Source organism: Crateriforma conspicua (assembly GCF_007752935.1).
Taxonomy (GTDB): domain Bacteria; phylum Planctomycetota; class Planctomycetia; order Pirellulales; family Pirellulaceae; genus Crateriforma; species Crateriforma conspicua.
The window spans coordinates 6121468-6140924 of record NZ_CP036319.1; the positions used below are offsets into that span (position 1 = coordinate 6121468).

4 protein-coding genes are annotated in these 19457 nt (G+C 60.7%); 3 read left to right on the forward strand and 1 reads right to left on the reverse strand.

All coding sequences use genetic code 11. The features are described from left to right. Positions 1 to 66 precede the first annotated feature (66 nt). Both Mal65_RS22480 and Mal65_RS22485 read left to right on the forward strand, forming a co-directional pair. On the forward strand, positions 67 to 1542 hold the full coding sequence (locus Mal65_RS22480; RefSeq protein WP_145302932.1) for a hypothetical protein: 1476 nt from the start codon (positions 67 to 69) through the stop codon (positions 1540 to 1542). Positions 1543 to 1548: 6 nt separating this feature from the next. Next, a complete protein-coding gene (locus Mal65_RS22485; RefSeq protein ID WP_145302934.1) occupies positions 1549 to 3063 on the forward strand; it encodes a DUF1559 family PulG-like putative transporter in 1515 nt (504 codons plus the stop codon). Positions 3064 to 3123: 60 nt separating this feature from the next. On the opposite strand, the gene Mal65_RS22490 is transcribed toward Mal65_RS22485, so the two are convergent. After that, positions 3124 to 3927, reverse strand: coding sequence for a tetratricopeptide repeat protein (locus Mal65_RS22490; protein WP_174820195.1), 804 nt, complete (start codon positions 3925 to 3927; stop codon positions 3124 to 3126). Positions 3928 to 4477: 550 nt separating this feature from the next. On the opposite strand from Mal65_RS22490, the gene Mal65_RS22495 reads away from it, so the two are divergent. After that, positions 4478 to 19216 (forward strand): dockerin type I domain-containing protein, encoded by a 14739-nt coding sequence (locus tag Mal65_RS22495; RefSeq protein ID WP_165701463.1) that lies wholly within the window; start codon positions 4478 to 4480, stop codon positions 19214 to 19216. Positions 19217 to 19457 lie beyond the last annotated feature (241 nt).

A 19457-nucleotide genomic window follows, 5' to 3' on the forward strand; every position in this document is an offset into this window, starting at 1 on the left:
CTGACTGTCTCACTGGCCCTTGTCCCCCATCCCTTTCCCCCTTGTCCCGCGCCCCGGAGCCCTCCGATGCAAAAACCTGTTCGCACCGCAACGATTGTGGCGGTGATCGCTTGGCTGGTCTGCGGCCCAGCCGGCGTAGCATTCGCGGATGATGCGACGTTGATTCGCATCACACCGTCCAAAGAACCCGACCCGGCACTGCGCTATCGATTCTGGCCTTCGCCCAACGATCAGCGTGACGCGAATGCGGCCGGATTGTTGTCGCGTGCCGTGTTGATGACCGTTCAGCACACGCAACACAGCCGCGACAACGTTCACCCGGGCGTGCTGACCGACGAGCGAATCGAGCGTTGGATCGAATCTCCCTGGCAGCCCGAACATGCGGAAGAGATGCAGCAATTTCTTTCGTACCACGAATCGGTGCTGTCGGAAATCGACCGCGCGGCAAACTTCATGCGTTTCGATTACCCACTGGCCACCGACCAGATGAATCTGACCGAAACGTTTGAACTGCTGCTGCCGGAAGTCCAAGAATCGCGGACGCTGTGCCGGTTCTTGTTGATCCGTGGACGGTTGGAAGCCAATCAGCATCGGTGGAACGATTTCGACCGCACCGTGCGGACGCTGTACCGATTGGCCGACATGATCGGCATGCAAAGCGACTTTCTGGTGGCACAACTGGTGTCCGTGGCGATCCAGGAACAAACGCTTCGACTGGTGCGAGAAGCCAGCGAAGTCAGCGATAGCCCAAACTTCTACTGGGCACTCAATGCGGTTCCCGCGGAACTGTTTGAACTGAAACGAACTGCGGAAAAGGAAGCCTTCGCCGTCTTGAAGGTTTTGCCCGATGCCGGCAGGTATCCCGATCACCCCATGGGCGGCGAAGCATCGCGACAAAAACTGGCCGAACTGAACCAACAGTTTGCCGCCGTGGTCAAGATGCTGGACACGGGATTCGACCTGCAAGAAACGCCCGAGGCCAGCGTGGTCAGTGGCTTGATGATCGCAACGATGGGGCCATCGTCACGAGAGTATCTCCGCAGCGTTTCGGAATGGGGCGACCGCGTGGATGAACTGGAATCGGTTGAATGCGTGTTAAGAGCGACCGCCCTGAAATTGCGACGCGGCATCCACGACTATTACAAGTGGTACAGCCTGCCCCGCGCCATGCGAAGCGACCATTTGCAGCAATCTGAAAGCTCGCTGACCGATGGCAATCGATCAATTGATTCCCAACCGGATCCGGCACACCTGCTGTTACAAGCCATTGCACCGGCGTTGCGTGCCGTCGATCAGGCGTCTCGTCGGCTGGAACAGACGCACCACTTTACCGTGACGTTGCAGGCGATTCGCGATCATGCGGCTCGACATGGCGAATTGCCATCGAAGTTGGATGATCTGTATCTGCCCGCCCTTCCCGATGGCCTGCGTCCGGGGCCTTTCAATTACCAACGCAAGAGCCCCAACCGTGCGACGATCGAACGAACCGCACGGTATTCCAACGACAATGAAACCACTTTCGAACTCCAATTGGCGGAATGAAAACCGATGAAACGATGGACCCCCTTTCGTACCGCCTCGGCGGCGCCTTCCCGAATTCTGCTGGTTTTGGCTGCATCGCTTGCTGTCTTCGACAATCCAGCGCCGGCCCAGGCATCCGGTGATGTTCCCTGGTCCGATCAAATCATTGCCGCGGCACGGCTGAATCTGCAAACGCTGGACGCGGCCGCCACCGGTCGCTTGATCGCTGATGCCGCATCGGTGGACGTCGGCGACATTGCACCGATGGCAAAAAGGATTGATGAATTTGTCACCGAACTACGCTCGCTGGGATGCACCGACGTTTACTTGGCGATCCACACGTCAGACATGCTGCGTGGCGTTGCCACCGTTCTGATTCAGACAGTCGATCCCGATTCCGTGCGACAGCGGATTGAACCGTTGTGGAAAAGCATCTATGGCCGAACGGAGTTTGATGCCAACGTCGATTCCGGTTGGCTGATTCTGGGCCCGGCCACAACGGTCAAGAATTGGACGCCTGCGATCGACTCCGGTGCAACCGACGGTTCGGACCGGTGGCGTGACCTGATTCGTGGTGACGACGAGAACAGCCAGTTGGCGATCGCCTTGCCCAATGACATGCGTCAAACGTTGGCGGCGATGTGGCCTCAGCAACCCCTGAAAAGTCTCCCTTCAAAGCTGTCACCGGCGCAGTGGGTCCGAGTGGTCCAATCGGCTCGCATCGCATTGTCGTTGCCCCCCCAAGGCGACACGGTGATCGAAATCGAAACCGCCGACGCGGATGCCGCAACGACCCTCGCCGATGAACTGACGCATTTGCGATCCAGCTTGGATTGGATCGACGACCGCTGGTCCGTGTCGACCGACGGTCCGTCAGCCATCGTCCAGACCTCGCCGGACGTGCTGATCGAGCAACTGGCTGCGGCGGTGGGCAACCTGAATCAGCGTTCGATGCGTCTGCGGACGATGAACAACTTGAAGCAGATCGGCCTGGCGATGCACAACCATCACGCCGCTTTCAAAGCGTTTCCCGACGCGGCGATTCGTGCGGATGATGGCGGGGAATTGCTAAGCTGGAGGGTCAAGCTGCTGCCGTTCTTGGAACAGCAAGCTTTGTACGAAGCGATCCAGCGCGACGCCGCCTGGGATTCGGAGGTCAATCGGAAAGTGACCCAAACGGCGGTCCCGAATTTCGGCACGCCCGATCATGACGGCCCGATGACCAACATTCGGATCCCCGTGATCCCGGGTTCGATGTACGACGATCCTGCCGCATCCAAATCGTTTCGCTCGATCACCGACGGAACCAGCAATACGATCGCGTTGGCGGTGGCACCCGCCGATCAAGCGGTGCCTTGGACACGGCCCGGTTTATGGGAATTGGACACCGAGCGCTTGGTGGAAAGCTTTTTTGGCGACCGCGACACCGTCCCCGTGCTGATGTTCGACGGGGCCGCCGTCGTGCTGGACCGGGCGAAAGTCGATGCCGAAACGTTGCAAGGCATGCTGACAATTGCCGGCGGCGAAGTCGTCCAGTGGTGACCGAACGCTGGACAGCGGCATCCCGAGATCCGCGGTCGATCGAAGTCGTTCGGAAAGCCCCTAGTAGCGCTGGGTCGAAAAGTCCGGGGTGGTCGCCATCCGGGTCCCCGCCTGCGACAACGCGGCGTCCTGGGCACTGTTGATCTGGCGTGAAAGTGCCGCGACTCGCTCGGCCACCAGCGGCTGGGCGCCGTTGATCGCCAAGGCCCGCTGGTAATTCTGCAGGGCCTGGGTCGGATCGCCCATCGATTCACGCAGCCGCCCCAGGGCCAACCATGCCCTGGGGTTGTTCGCGTCCAACTGCACGGCGTCCTCCAGATATTTCAGTGCCGTCTGGGGTTCGCCGTGTTCTTCATACAGCCGAGCCGTTTCGATTCGCGGTTCGGAATAGTTCGGATTTCGGGCCGCCCAGTTCTTTAGCAGGGCGAAAGCACGGTCCGGCCGGCCGGTGTCGACCAACAGCACTGCCAAGCCCCGATGGCATTCGACGTGGTTGGGATTGTGGTCCAAGCACTGGTTGTACAGGGCTTCGGCCTGCTTGTACGACTCCGGATCCTGGCGTTGCTTGGCTTGCTGGTGAACGGCGGCGGCCAGGTTGTAGTAGCTGTCCGGATTGGCCGGGTCGCTGGCGATCGCTTTTTGAAATTCTTGCATCGCCGCGCTGTATTGGCCCTGCTCATACAAACGGGCTCCCTGGGCATTTTGACCGCTGCTGGCCCACTGGCACCCGGTCAAACAGGCGGCCAGGCACCCCGCAACAAAGGCAGTGAACACCCACGCGCCGTTGAGCCAATTCGACCGGCCGGTCTGAAAATCGGTGTCGGACGTGGCCGAAGGTCGTGTGGTGATGGCGGTGGTGGTCATCGGGGGAACGTCCACGCGGCAAAAAAGGGGCGATTCGGGTTCGGGCGCGACGGTAGCAACGGCGCGTCGCCAGTGGCAATAGAGATGTGAAATGAGGGTCCGGCCGCGTCGCGAAGGAACTTTCCGTCGACACAGGCCATCGAATCGCCACAGACGTTCGGTTCGATAAGACCGGATCAAGTCGCCCAGAGGCGACCTAACCCCAGGCCTAGCGGCGTTTTTCGTTGCTTCAAAGCGGTGCCCGATTAGACTTCGAATCGTGGACTCGCGCAATTTATCCAGCCTTCGCGTCTGCCCCAGTCCGCGCATTTCCCCACGACTTTTCCTGGCCGAAGGCGGCCGCTAGCCGGTTGCACGGTCCGCGTCGCCCCCCTTCACCTCATTGACGAACACCGCCGCGGCCGAAGCCGCGGTCCCTAGACGAGGCCTCTGGATGACCCTTCATCGCAGTCAATCTTCATCAACCCAAGCTCGTATTTCGGACGAATCGCCGAGGTCCAAGCCGGGTCCGAATCGCGGTAGTGCGTCGCGTGATCGGCAACGTCGCCGGTTGAAGAATCGTCGCGGCTTGCTGGAAACGCTGGAAAACCGGCAGCTTTTGGCCGGTCCAGATCTGATCGGCGTCCAGCCCAACGTGGGATCGTTGCTGTTCGAATCACCAGTCCAGAACGTCGATCCGGACGGCCAGTTGACCGTGCTGCAGCAGTCGCCGCAGGAACTGGTGTTCCGCTTTGACGACGACACCCAACTGGACCCCGACACTTTGTCCGGCATTCGCATCACGCGGGCCGGCGAAGACAAGGTGTTCGATTCGGCCACTGCCACCAGCGACCTGGGCACCAACGGGGATGTGGTGCTGGAATTCCGCGCCCGCCAGAGCGGTGCGACCGGAAACGGCATCCAAGTGGTCATCACGGCCGATTCGCTGGTGACCAGCCAGCCCCAGGTTTCGGTTTCCGATCGCACGGTAGCGATCACCGTCAGCAACACGCCGGGTCGTCTGAGCAATGCCCAGGACGTGATCCTGGCGGTTGCCAATAATCCACTGGCCAACGACTTGGTCGAAGTCATCCAAGTCAGCGGATCCACCCTGGGCGTGGTCGGCGATGACGTTTCGGGCACGACCACGCTGACGCTGGAAGGGGCCAACGCCGCCGAAGCCGTCACCGACTTGGGTACCTCCGGATCGGTGCTGGTTCGCATGATCAGCCAAGTTCCCGGCGAAGACGGTCTGGGTGTTGAAGTCAACGTCACCAAACGAGACTTCGGTGGTGCAGCCAATCCGGTCGTCTTGGTCAGCAACGGTCAGATCAACGTCCAACTGAACAGCAACTTTGGCAACGAGACGACGGCCGACGAATTCGTCGCCGCCCTCAACAACAATCCGAATTCGGCCGCGCTGGTCAAGACGCTGTTGATCAGTGGCAACGGCGACACTTTGGTGGGCAACCGCAACACGCTGTATTCGCCGCTGACGTTGTCCGGTGCCAGCGACGTGGTGGTCCAGCCCGGTTATGTGGGCCTGGGCGATTCGCCTCGCGAAGTCGTTTTCCGATTTGCCGAACCGCTGCCCGATGACACCTATCAGATCGACATCGTCGGTGTCGGCCCGACCGCGCTGACCAACATCGCGGGCGAACCCTTCCAAGACGGCGTGAACTTGTCACGTCAGTTCCAAATCAATTTGGGTCCCCAAGTCGTTGCGGTGGTTCCCGAACCGGTTCGACGCAATGCCAGCACCGGCGCGTTGCAGCCGCAAACGGGCAAGATCGAAGTCCATTTCGGCAACGACACACTGTCCGCCGCGACGGCCAGCAATCCGGCTCATTACCAGCTGATCTTCACCAGCGACACGGCCAACAACACCGACGATTCGGCACCGATCAACCCGACGTCGGTTCAGTTCGATCCGATCAACAACATTGCGTTGCTGGATTTCAGTTTCCCGCTGTCGCGGATCCCCAACCCGGCGGGCGGCTTTTACGATAGCGCGGCGCGATTGCGGATCGGCACCAGCGAAGGTCTGCCGGCGGCACCGGCGGAATTCGACCTGCAAGGCGCCGAGCCCGGTGATTCGCTTTCGACCGCGACCGACCTGGGTACGCTGGGCGGTGGCGGCACGCAATCGACCGTCGTCCAGTCGACGATTGAAAATGAATCGCCCTATGGCATCACCCTGCCCGGCCCCGATCTGCCGGGGACCCGCACGATTCGTCCCGAAGATCCGTCGCGTCTGACCCGCACGGTCCCGTTGGATTACGTCCGCAACGACGCCGACAGCGAAGACGGCATCGCGGTCATGCAGTACGCATTTCCGGCGTCCTTTTCCGGCCCCAATCCCAACGGCCCCGGCCAACAGACGTATTTCAACGTCATCAGCGAACAACAAAAGGACCGCGTCCGCGAAGCGATCCAGCTGTATAGCGAATACCTGGGCATCAGCTTTATCGAAGTCGAAGGTGCACCGACATCGCCGGCATCGATCAGCATCGCCGTGGGTGATCTGTTCGCCAGCGGCGACGGCGCGACCAGTGGCGAAGGCGGCTTGGCGGCCGTGACCGCCGACAGCAATGCCGACGGTATCGACGATCTTGGCATCTTGGACCTGCAAGATTTCGATGATTCGATCGACGACCAATTCGGCGACGAATTTTTCCGCGGTGCGATGTTCATCGTGGGACAACTGTTGGGCTACGGCTATGCGGACGATCTGCCGCAACCGACCACGCAAAGCACCAGCTTTATCTTCAACCCGGGCAGCGATAACGAACCGTCGTATCCCAGCACCGCGGACATCGTCCACGGACAATACCTTTACCGTCCCGAAAGCACGGACGTCGACCTGTTCGAATTCACGTTGAGTGAAGCCGGCACGTTGACCGCCGAAACGATCGCCGAACGCTTGGGCAGCCCCAGCTTGCTGGATTCGGCATTGCGTTTGTATCGCGTGACCAAAGACGGTTCGGGAAACATCGTCAGCTACGAAGAAGTCGCCGCGAACGACGACTATTTCAGCAACGACGCAATGCTGCAAATCGATCTGGCCGCGGGTGATTACGCGGTCGGCGTCAGTGCCAAAGGCAACACCAGTTACGACCCCGGCATCGGCGGCACCGGGTTCGGCGGCCGCACCGAGGGCGATTACGAACTGCGTTTGGATTTTGTCCCCCGCGCCGCGGCGACCATCACCGATGCGACCGGCGTCGCGTTGGATGGTGATGCCGACGGACAACCCGGTGGCGTGTTCAATTTCTGGTTCGTGCCGGCCGACGCCGACAAGACGGTCTATGTCGACAAGTTGGGACCACAGAATCCGACCGGCATCTTGGGATCGGTTTCGAATCCCTATCGCAACATCGACGACGCCATCGCGGCGGCGACCCAACGTCCCGGAACGACAATCCGCGTCGTGGGCAACGGCGGGATCGACGGCGACGTGGCCACGATGCAGGACAACTTCAGCTATCAGATCGGCTACGACAGCAACGGCTTCGAATTGGCCGACGGTGCCACGCTGAATCTGCCAAAATCAACGCGGCTGATCATCGACAGCGGTGCGATCCTGAAGCTTTCACGCGCACGCATCGGCGTGGGCAGCGTTTCACCGACGATCGACGCCAGCGACGCGGCTATCCAAGTCTTGGGAACCCCGTCAATCATCGGTGCCAACGGCTTGCCGGTTCGCGACAGTGTCGGAGAAATCATTCCCGGCAACGTGATCTTCACCAGTATCAACGACGACACCGTTGGCAGTGGCAACACGTCCGCGTTTACCCCCGACGCACGCCCCGGCGATTGGGGTGGAATCGATTTGCGTGGCGACTTGGATTCGGCTGACGAATCACGACGCAACCGCGAAAACGAAGGCGTCTTCCTGAACCACATCCAATACGCCGACATGCGTTACGGCGGTGGTGCCGTATCGATCGCGGGGCAACAAGTTGCCGTTTCGCCGATCGACATGGCGGTGACCCGGGCAACCGTCGCCAACAGTGTCATCAGTAATAGTGCCGACGCGGCCATCGCGGCCACGCCGTCGACGTTCACCGAGACTCGCTTTACCGACAACATCTTCCAAGGCGGTGGTGCGTTCACGCCCGACTACACACGAGTCGGACCGGACATTCACGGAAACATTGTCGTCAACAACTCATTCAACGGCTTGTTCGTTCGGGTACGCACTCGGACCGGGGACCGTCTGGAACCGTTGACCAGCGCTGCGCGTTTCGACGACACCGACATCACGCACGTGCTGACGGAAAACTTGATCGTCCAGGGCACGCCCGGCGGTCCGCTGTTGGTCAGTTCATCGCCGTCGTCGTTGTTGGTTCAATCGGCTTTCACCGACCAAGGCGACATCGCCGAAGGCAATTACACCTATCGCATCACGTATGTGACCGCCGAAGGTTTGGAATCAGCCGCCAGCGATTTCACGGTTCCGTTTGAACTGACGGGAACCAGTGACGGCTTTGGCGGCATTCAATTAAGCGGTTTGCCGACGATCGGATCGAACACCGACTTTGTTTCCCGTCGTCTGTACCGCGCCGAGATTCCCGCCGGCGTGGATCCGTCGACGTTGCAAGCCGACGACTTCTTGTTGGTGGCACAACTGAACGCCAGCAGCACCTCCTTTGTGGATCGAAACGGTTCACCGGCCGGTCCGCTGTCCAGTTTGGGCGCCAGTTTGCAAAGCCGACTGGACGCCAGCTTGAAGATCGATCCGGGCACCGTGATCAAGCTGGAAGGTTCACGTATCGAAGCCCGCTTTGGTGCCGACATCTATGCCGAAGGCACTGATGGATTGCCGGTCGTCTTCACCGGCTTGGAGGACACCCGATACGGTGCCGGCGGAACCTTTGACACCAACGACCAAGGCACCTCCGCGTCGCTGAACCCCGGGGACTGGGGCGGCCTGTACATCGGCCAAGGCGCCACCGCCAGCATCGACCACGCGGTCATCGCCGGTGCCGGTGGCCTGACCCGAATCGAAGGTGGCTTTGCCGAATTCAACGCCTTGGAAGTCCACCAGGCAAATCTGCGTCTGGCCAACAGCCGCTTTGAAATGAACGCCAGCGGCGACAGCGATGACAGCGGCACCCGTGTCGGTCGCGGCGAAAACGCGGCGGGCAATCTGTTCGTCCGTGCGTCGCAGCCGGTCATCGTCGACAACGAATTCTTCGACGGCGGCGGTGCGGCAATCACCTTCGACGTCAATTCGCTGGGCGAAAAGGAAATCAATGATCCGGGCCGCAGCACCGGTGCGATCGATCGCGTCGAGGTGACCGGCAATCAAGGACCGCTGATCCGTGGCAACACGATGAGCGGAAACGATATCAACGGTCTGCAAGTTCGTGGCGGTGAACTGACCACAGCGGGCGTCTGGGATGACACCGATATCGTCCACGTCGTCACCGACACCATTGAAATTCCCAACCAACACATCTTCGGCGGCTTGCGTTTGCAAAGCGACGCCAACAGCAGTTTGGTTGTCAAGTTTGCCGACGGCGATGAACCTGCCGCGATCGTGGTCGGCGGCACCATCGAAACCGGATCGGATGAACTGGTCGATATCGCAGACCGGATCGGCGGTTCGCTTCAAATCGTCGGTTCGCCCGACTTCCCCGTCGTGCTGACCAGTCTTTTCGACAACACGGTGGGTGCGGGGTTCGATTCCCAGGGCAACCCGTTGTTGGAAACCACCACCGTCACGCCTGCGGCCAACACCACCGCAGGTCCCGGTGACTGGACCGGCATCATCATCCGCGAAGCGGCGCACGACCGTAACGTCGCATTGGTCAACGAAACGGAATCGAACGACAGTCCGAAAATCAACAGCAACGCCATTCCGGGACAGTCCAGCTTCCTGGGTGAATTGGCCCCCGATGAACAATCGGGCGATGAAAATCGCCGACTGGGCTTTGTCGTGTCCGGTGAGATCAGCACGACGGATGACGTCGACGTGTACTCGTTCGTCGCGGAAAGCAACACCGAAGTCTGGCTGGACATCGACCGCACGTCCAACAGCCTGGATTCCGTGGTGGAATTGATCGATGCGAACGGCCGAGTCTTGGCCGCATCGAACGATTCTTCGATCGCGGGGGCTGCCGGCGGCCTGTTCATCGCCGACGGCTTGAACCAAGGTTCGGCACAACCGCTGACCGTTCTGGGCGGCGACGGCCAAGATGCGTACAGCACCAACGCCAAGGATGCCGGTATGCGTTTGACGCTGCCGGGCGAAGCGGGAACGCGAAACCTGTACCACGTCCGCGTTCGAAGCAGTAACACGGACAATCCGACCGATTTTGCAACGCTGACCGATCCCGGCCAAGTGCTGGGCGGCCTGACCAGCGGATCGTACCAACTGCAGGTCCGACTGCAGGAGACCGACGAAACGCCCGGCACGCAAATCAATTTTGCCGACGTCCGGTATGCCGACAACGGCGTCCAAATCATCGGCCAGCCGATGCATTCGCCGCTGTTGGGCGAAGAATCGGAAACCGATGCGTCCAATGATGTCCGCGCCGACGCACAGCCGTTGGGCTATTACGGTGCCGGCAACGATGGCGCCGCCGACGCCGGCCCGCTGCAAAGCGACTTGTTGGCCAAGTCGTTCTCCGGATCGCTCGACAGCGCGACCGATGTCGACTGGTATCAGTTCACGATCAATTACGAAAGCCTGACCCGCGACGGCGCGGCGATGTACCTGTCGACAGTCTTCGACCTGGACTACGCGGACAACTTTGCCCGCGCCGACATGGCGTTGTACGTCTTCAACGAAGCAGGCCAACTGATCTTGATCGGCGGCGACAGCAATATCGCCGACGACCTGCCGGCGTCGTCCGGCAGCAATGGTTCGACCGACCTGTCCCGCGGCAGTGCGGGAACGAATGACCCGTTCATCGGTGCAGCCGAACTGAGCGAAGGCACGTACTACGTCGCGGTTGCTAACCAACAACAAGTGCCACAACCGCTGGACCAATTCTTCAACGCCAATTCGACCAACCCGTTGTTGCGATTGGAACCGATCGATTCGGTCCGACGCATTGCCGAAGATCGTATCGCGCCGTTCGGCAACACCGACTGGGTTTATGGCGGCACCGCCGACGATCCGGTTGTCCCGCTGTTGTTCGATGCCGATAGCGTGGTCGATTACACGCTGGACGACGTCGTCTTGTACGTCAACACCAGCAGCGGCCTGCATATCGTCAATCCGTACACCGGTGACAGCTATGGTTTGCTGGGTAACTTCGGCGAAACGGTTCGCGACATCGCGTTCACGGCCAACGGCGAACTGTTTGGCTACAGCGGTTTTGTCGGCCAGGCATCGGACACGACATGGTTCTACAACCGTATCGACACGACCGATGGTTCGTTGAGTGCTCCGCTTAGCACCGGCGGCAACATCCAAACGTTCCACGACGATCCCGATCCGGTCACGGGCAACCCGCCGGTGGACAACGAAATCACGTTGGAAGATTCCAGCGATGTCGGATTCGAAGTCGAAGCCATCTCGATCCGCGCCCGCGGCGGTGAAGAAACGGGCTTCTTCGTGGGCAACCGTGCCTCACGTGCCGGCCTGGATTACTTCGAAAACGTCTTGTTCCGCTTCAATCCCGAAGACGGAACCGTCGACAGCCAACCTTCACCGCTGTTGGAAGCCCAAGCCGGTGCCGGTGCATCGCTGTTCGAAGTCGGACAAATCAACACCGCAGCGACAACCCCCATCGATACCGAATTGGGGCTGCAAGAACCGTTGACGCTGAATTCCCAAGGCATCCTGGTTCCACAGGTGTTTGACGGCGATTCGTTCACGCTGTCCAACGGTACCGACACGCTGAAGTTCGAATTGGACAGCGGCTATGCGTTGGCCGCGAATCCGTCGATCGCGATCGCCGATGGCGACACAGTACTGATCGATGGCACCACGTTCGAATTCAACACCGGCGTCGCGATCCAATTGGATTCTCCGGGCCTGGGTGGTTTGACCCAAGGTTCAACGCTGATGGTCGAAGACGCCAGCGGTCAAATCGTGACCATCGAATTCACCGGCGGCGGTGTCGCCCAACCAGGCAACGTCGCGGTTTCGATCGTCGACGGCACGCGAACGCGAACCGCGGGCGAACTTGCGGCAGAAGTTTCCGGAATCCTGGGCACGCAACTGTCCGGATTGTCGCCACGCAGCATGGGCGACCAGATCATCTTCACGTCCGCATCACCGGTCGCCGTCAGTACGACTGGCAGCGGCGTCAATCTGTCCGGCGATCCGACCCTGTCCAACGCCGGTGCGGTCGAAGTCTTCATCGCACCTGGCACGCGAACCGATGACGCCATGAAGGCGCTTGCCGAAGCAATCCGCAACGTCGGCGTGGCGGCGGTACAGTCAGGCACGCTGGTGTCCCTGCCGAATTCCACCAGCCTGTCGATCGTCTCCGGTTCAAGTGTTGGCATCGCCGGCACACCGGGCGTCAGCGCCGGCAGCGTCGCGATTCCGCTGTACGCCAGCGACAGCCTGGACAGCCTGGCCGCACGCATCGTCGCGGCCATCGACAACGCCGAAGCCGGCGGAAGTCTGGCCAATGTCACGGCGGTCGCCCGCGTTAATTCGATCCAAATCGGCGGCCAAGGGTTCATCACCGATGTCGGTGCGGCCGGCAATGCGTCCAGCAGCTTCATCCAAGGCGGCAACGGCATGGGCGGGCTGATCACGGGTGCTGAAATGGTCGGCAGCCAACTGTATGCGATCAGCAACGCCGGTGGACTGTACGTGGTGTCCAGCGGCGAACTGAACAGCGAAGGTGCCCGAACCGTCGGTCGTTACGTGGCCACCGCCACCGACCTTCGCGGGATCAACTTCACCGGCCTGCGTGCCGGCCCGCAAACGCTGCAAAACGGCGAACTGCAACAGATCCTGTTCGGGATCACTGCGTCGGGAGACATCCACGCCTTTGACACCAATGGCGTGTTGCAACCGATCTTTGCCGGCGGCCAAACCAGCATCTCCACGGGCATCAGCGGCGCCCAAGGTTTGGACTTCAGCACGCTGGACTTCAACCTGTGGCACACCAGCGAAGAACGCACCACCGATGCGGGACACCGCCAAACGCCGTTGGACATCAACAACAGCACGCGGCCGGGCCCCAGTGGAGCAGACGACTACAGCCTGGGCTTCAATTACGAAACCGATGTTTTCGGCGGCCTGTTCAGCCCGCAAGAAAACCCGGTCGTTCTGAACAACAACAACGTCGTCCAGAACCCGCGGCAAGACGGCCAGACGATCGAAAACACCATCAACTTCCCCGGTGGTGCCCACGGTGTGATGCAAACCAACACCTTCGATCTGGAAGGCTATTCGTCGACCGACCAGCCGATGCTGTACTTCAGCTATTTCCTGGAAACCGATGGCGTCGACGGCACCAACCGCAACGGACAAGTCAGCGATCGTGATGCGTTGCGTGTCTATGTCGTGACCGATGAAGGTGTCGAACACCTGGTCGCAACCAACAACACCGCACGCGGTGGCAATTTCAGCGACGATGAATTCGACGACCCGCCGCAAACCGGGGTGTATGCCGATGACATCGATCTGCAAGTCCAACAATTGTTCGACAACACCGGCACTTGGCGGCAAGCCCGGGTGCCGCTGGGCGAATTCGCCGGCATGTCGGGTCTAAGCCTGCGAGTCGAATTCTCCACCGCCGGCGCGGTCGTCACCGGTTCGACCAAACTGCGTGCCGTCCCGGCCAACAAGTTGAACGAAGGCCAGACGTTTACTGTCAACGGCCAAGTCTTTGAATTTGATTTCGCTCCCACGGTCGTGATGCCAGCCGGCAGCACGCTGGCCGAACTGTATGTCGACCCGAACGAGGTGGCGTCGATCACGATCGAAGGCGACACGTTCGTGCTGAACGATGGCACGCGAACCGTGCTGCCGGGTCAACGTTCGATCGACCTGCTGGCCGAACAACCGGCCGGCACGACGCTCAGCGACTTGTCCGGTGCAGACATCGCACAGGCTATTGCCAATTCCCTGGCGATCGCTCCGCTGCAAGGATTCGAAACCAACGGATTCGATTTCTCCGATGCTTCGGATTCGCCGACCGTCACCGACGGCACCAACGACTTCATTTACGAAGCGACTCCCCTGCCCTACACCGGCGGCAATGTGGAGATCAACGGAACCGGCCGCATCGGCGGCTTGGATTCGCTGGGCAATCCCACGCGGCCCGATGACGTTGACTTGTTGACCGTTGATGTGATCGCAGGCAGCGTCATCGATGTCGACGTTCGTCTGAACATCAACCCGTCACTGACCGCAGCGGTCCGGTTCTTTGATGCCGCTGGCAATCCGCTGACGACGACGTCCACCGGCGGTGTGGTCCGCTACACGGCAACGGAATCAGGAACGATCTACATCGGCATCAGTGGCCGTGGCAACGAATCGTACGATATCCGTGATCCAGGTTCGGCGTCGCCGGGCCAAATCGACACCTACACCGCCAGCGTTTCGATCGCCACACCGGGCGGCGTCAGCGTCACCGGTGGCGTGTTGGAATTGACCAACATCGGCAACCTGCAAGTGTCCGATTCGTCCCTATTCATGGTCGGCGGAACACAGGGCATCGTCGGTGCACCGGTTCAGGTGACCATGGGCATGTCGGCGGCGGAAGTTGCCGAAGCGATCAGCCAGGCCATTGCGGATCGATTCAACGGTGGCAACACCGACGCGGTCCCGGTCGCCGGATCGTCGATCCAACTGGGCAATCACGTCGTCAACGACGTCGGCCCGCTGGCTTTGGAAGGCGACCGCTATGGCGATCGATTCGGTGTCAACCTGAATGACACCCGCACCATTCGCGACGGCGTGTTGGACAACGAAGTCGAAGGCGTTTACCTGGACGATTTCATCATCGGTTTCGCCGAACGTGGTGAAATCGCCACCGGATCGGCGATCGTCGATGGCTCGTTCATCACCGACGCTCGTCCCGATTTCGCCCAGCCCAACGACGAAACCAGCAACCTGAACACCGGGACGTATCAGGTCGAAATTCGCGATGCCAGCGAATACGTCGTGTCCTCGACACCCAACGGACTGGACAAGCGGTTCCGCACGTTCGACACCAATGATCGCTTGAGCGATTCGCGCAGCGTCACGGCGATGTCGGCCGATCAATTGTCCGACGGCCAGACGTTCCAGATCCATGACGGTCGTTCCACCGTGACGTTCGAATTTGATTTGGTCGAAGCCGACAACGGTGTGCAGCCCGGCAATGTCCGAGTGCCGTTTACCTTGCAACAGGAAATCGCCGGTACCGAAGACATCGATCCGGCCACCGGCCAGCCGATTCCCGGCACCGCCACGACGCGTCCCGGAACGGCGGGCGAAGTCGGTGCGGCGATCATCGCGGCCATCAACCGTGCCGATGTTCAATCGGTGGTTAATGTCAGTGCGTTGCCCGCCAGCGGCATTGACAGCACCGCGGATCCGAAGATCAACCTGTACGGCAATGTGGAAATCATCGACGACGACGGTGTCTTTGCCGCGGTCGAATTTGATACTCGACGTGGTGATTCCAACCGTGATCGCGGCGGCCAGGGCGTCATCTTGGTCGAAAACAGTCAATTCCTGTTCAACGGCCAGTACGGCATCAACATCAACCACGACGCAACGGCGACCGTTGCGGGCGTGACCAGCGATTCGATCCAGCGATACCCACGCAACTTGATCGAACAGAACACCGAAGGCTTGGTCCCCGGTGTCGTCGTCCGCAGCAACGTGTTGGCGTACAACGAAACCGGCGGACTGCAGGTCACCGGCCTGGCATCCGGCGGCGACGGAACCAGCAACCCGCCATTGTCATTCGAACGGATCATCAACAACACGATCGTTGGTGGAACGATCACCGCCGGCGCCGCATCGGGTGCGGAGATCTTTGACGACATCTTGTTCGACCTTGGCGACACCGCCTTTGCGGACGTGGTCGTCAGCTATGACCCGGCCACCGGAACGAATGCCCCGGACACCGGTTTCGATGACGCAACCCGTGCGTTGGGCGCTCCCGATGCAGGTGCAACGACAACCGAACCCGCCAACGGGAACTTCACCACCTCGTTGGGCCTGGGTGGATCCATCACGCTGCAGTTCACCGACAACTTGTTGACCGGCAGCGGGGATTCCAGTCCCGACTTGGCGATTTTCGAAGTCGGATCGATCGAATCAGTCATGGTGGAACTCAGCCGTGACGGCATCAACTTCATCGACGTCGGCATGGTGTTCGGTGACAACAAGACCTTGGACATCGACGCGGCCGGCTTCGGCCCTGGTGACCGCGTGGCCTACGTTCGACTGACCGACTTGGGTCAGGGTGACGCCGCCGATGCTTCACGCGGTGCTGACATTGATGCGGTGGGTGCGATCAGCAGTGTTCCCGCCGATCAGTTCACCGGCGGTGGAACCGGCATCAACTTGGTCGGTGCCGTCGCCCCGACGTTGCTGAACAACTTGGTGGCCAACTCCGACACCGGCATCGCCTCGGACACACCAGCGGAAACCATTGTGTTGGGCGGCAACGCGTATTACCGCAACGCCAACGACGCGACCGGTGTGACGCCGGGTGAATTCTCGTTGCTGTTGAACGACGGCGAATCCGTCTTTGTTGCACCGTCCGACTTGGTGTTCTCGCCCGCGGCAAACTCACGAATCATCGACAGCAGTATTGATTCGCTGGAAGACCGGCCGAGCCTGGTGACGGTGAAGAACCCGATCGGCTTGCCGCCGTCGCCGATCCTGGCACCCAGCCTGGACGTCAACGGCCAACTGCGTGTGGATGATCCCAACGTCGAAACACCCAGCGGTCTGGGCGAACGTGTCTTCAAGGACCGTGGCGCCGTTGACCGTGGTGACTTGGCCGGCCCACGTGCCGTTTTGGTTTCACCGCAGGCTGCCGGACTGGGAACCGGCGCCGGAACCGTTTCGGTGTTCGGTAACGCCCCGGACGCTTTTGAGATTCAGCTGATCGATGGATTGGCGCCGGCCGACGTCACCCCGGGAACGGGAATCGACGATCGCACGGTCAGCAGCAACAGCTTGATCCTTCTGCGTGACGGCGAACTGTTGACCGAAGGCGTCGACTATCGCTTCGGATACAACCCCAGCAGCAACACGATCCGCCTGACACCGATCGCCGGCGTCTGGCAAGAAGAATCCACCTACACCGTGCGGCTGATTTCCGGATCGGATTCACTGATCCGGGCTTCGGCGGGCACCGGTTATGTCGACGGCAGCCTGTTCAGCCTGGCGGACGCCACGGCAACGGCAACCACCTTTGAATACGAATCGGGCATCACGGTTACGGTCGACTCCGCATTGACCGGTGCCGATGTCGACGGCATGGAAGTGGTCGTGTTCGACGGCGTCAGCGAACTGACGCTGGAACTGGACAGTAACAACGCCAGCACCGGTGGCAACATTCGGATCGCCATCGAAAGCGACGACGATTCGACCGAAATCGCCGCCAAGATCGCGGCGGCCATCGACAGCGTCGGGTTGAACGTCGACGCGGCATCGGCGGACAACGTCGTGCAACTTTTGGGAACCAACCCGTTATCGACGGTCGCGATCACCGGTGCCCTGGGTACCAACAGCGGATCGATCGGCGTCAGCCCCGGATTCGGAATCCAGATTCCGGTCAACGGCAATCAACCGGCTTCCGCTTTGGGTGACGGCGACACGTTCCAAATCACGGCCAACGGTGTCGGCACCGTCATCTTTGAATTCGACAACAACGGTGCCACGACCACCGCGGGCGCGGTTCCGGTCACGATCCCATTGGGAGCGTCGCTGGATCAAATCGCCGACGCGATGGTCCGTGCGATCGGTGGACAAAGCCTTGGCTTGACGGCGTCCAATGCCGGGTTCGGCCGCGTCGCACTTAGCGGGAACGACAATGTCACCCTATCGTTCAACGATTCGGGGCTGACCCAAATCGGCGAACCAGGCGACGGTGCCTCGGTTCCGGTCGTCATCCCCGTCGATGCCACCGACGAACAGGCCGCACAGCGAATCGCCGATGCGATCAACGGCGCAGGACTGTTCGGTGTCACCGCCGATGCGATCAGCGGTGTTGTTTTTGTTGAAGGAACCGCGGGACTGACCGGTGACGGATCGGTCGTGTCGTCGACCATCAGCGATGACGTCGGCAACCCGCTGCAAAGCAACCAAATCAACGGACGCACCGAGCTGACGATCTTTATCGGTGGCGGCTTCGACTACGGCGACGCTCCGGCGCCCTACGCCAGCAGTTTCGCCGACGGCGGTGCACGACACGGCGTCGACACCAGCTTCAGCATCGGCACCATCCTGTCGCCCGATTCGGATGCCCGATTGGACAACGCCGACGATGACGACGGCGTCTTGGTTCCCTCGGTGGTACGTAACGGTTTCGACGCTTCGTTCACCGTTGACCTGAACACCGACGGCCGCCCGTTCTACTTCGACGCATGGTTCGACTGGAACGCCGACGGCGTGTTCGAAACCGTTGAACGTTACGGATCGGTGGCGGGCAACGGTCGCGAATTGATCAGCGACGGCGACACCATCACGGTTCAAGTTCCCGTCAACGCGGTGCTGGGTGAAACCTACGCTCGGTTCCGGTTGAGCGAAGTCGACAACCTGGGCAGCACCGGCGATGCGGCGACCGGCGAAGTCGAAGATTACCGATTGGTGGTTTCGTCGAATCCGTTCACCAACCCGTCGCTCGGACCGGATGTCAACGCCAGCGGTGCCGTCACGCCGCTCGATGCGTTGCAGATCATCAATATGCTTAACCGCAATGGTGGCAACACGATCGATCTGCAACCCAGCGATGTCCTGCCGCCGCCGGCGATCTATCCGGACGTCAGCAGCGACGGCAGTGTGTCCGCATTCGACGCCCTGTTGGTGATCAACTACTTGAACCGCATGCAAGGCAACAACTTCGGCCAAGGCGAAGGTGAAGCCGCCGCGACGACCGCCTATCAACCGGTGGCATCGGGGGTCATGGCCAGTGCGGCAACGGTGCAAGGTGACTTGCTGATCGCCGAAAACCCGTCGACCGAATCCGACTCGATCCCCAGCGTGGGGATCGCCGAAGGCGAAGAACCGGTTACGACCGGTTCGACCAGCGTCTTCGACGACGCAGCGGTTGTCGCCTTGGACGACACCGTCGATTTGATCGCCGCCGCCAACGCGGCACAGGACGATGACGACGATTCGGATTCGGCCCTGTTTGACCAAGTCCTTAGCGAGTTTTGATAGCGATAGGCCTCCAGCCATTCGGGCCGGCGGCAGACGCGTGCGTCTGTCGCCGCCCGATTGGCGGTGGGAACCCTTGCGGGTTTTAACGCGTCCAACGATTTTGCGAGTCCATCGCGACTTCGCAGTCGTTCTTGATGGACTTGCGCGCGATCGTTTTCCCCCGGGCGAACGATAATGGTGCAGCGGTTCGGCGAATCGGCTGATGATGCGTCAGTGCCGCAGGCCACCCACTTATCCC

Coding starts and splice junctions, on each gene's coding strand:
- Mal65_RS22480 (WP_145302932.1), top strand. CDS start 67: ATGCAAAAACCTGTTCGCACCGCAACGATTGTGGCGGTGATCGCTTGG.
- Mal65_RS22490 (WP_174820195.1), bottom strand. CDS start 3,927: ATGACCACCACCGCCATCACCACACGACCTTCGGCCACGTCCGACACC.
- Mal65_RS22485 (WP_145302934.1), top strand. CDS start 1,549: ATGAAACGATGGACCCCCTTTCGTACCGCCTCGGCGGCGCCTTCCCGA.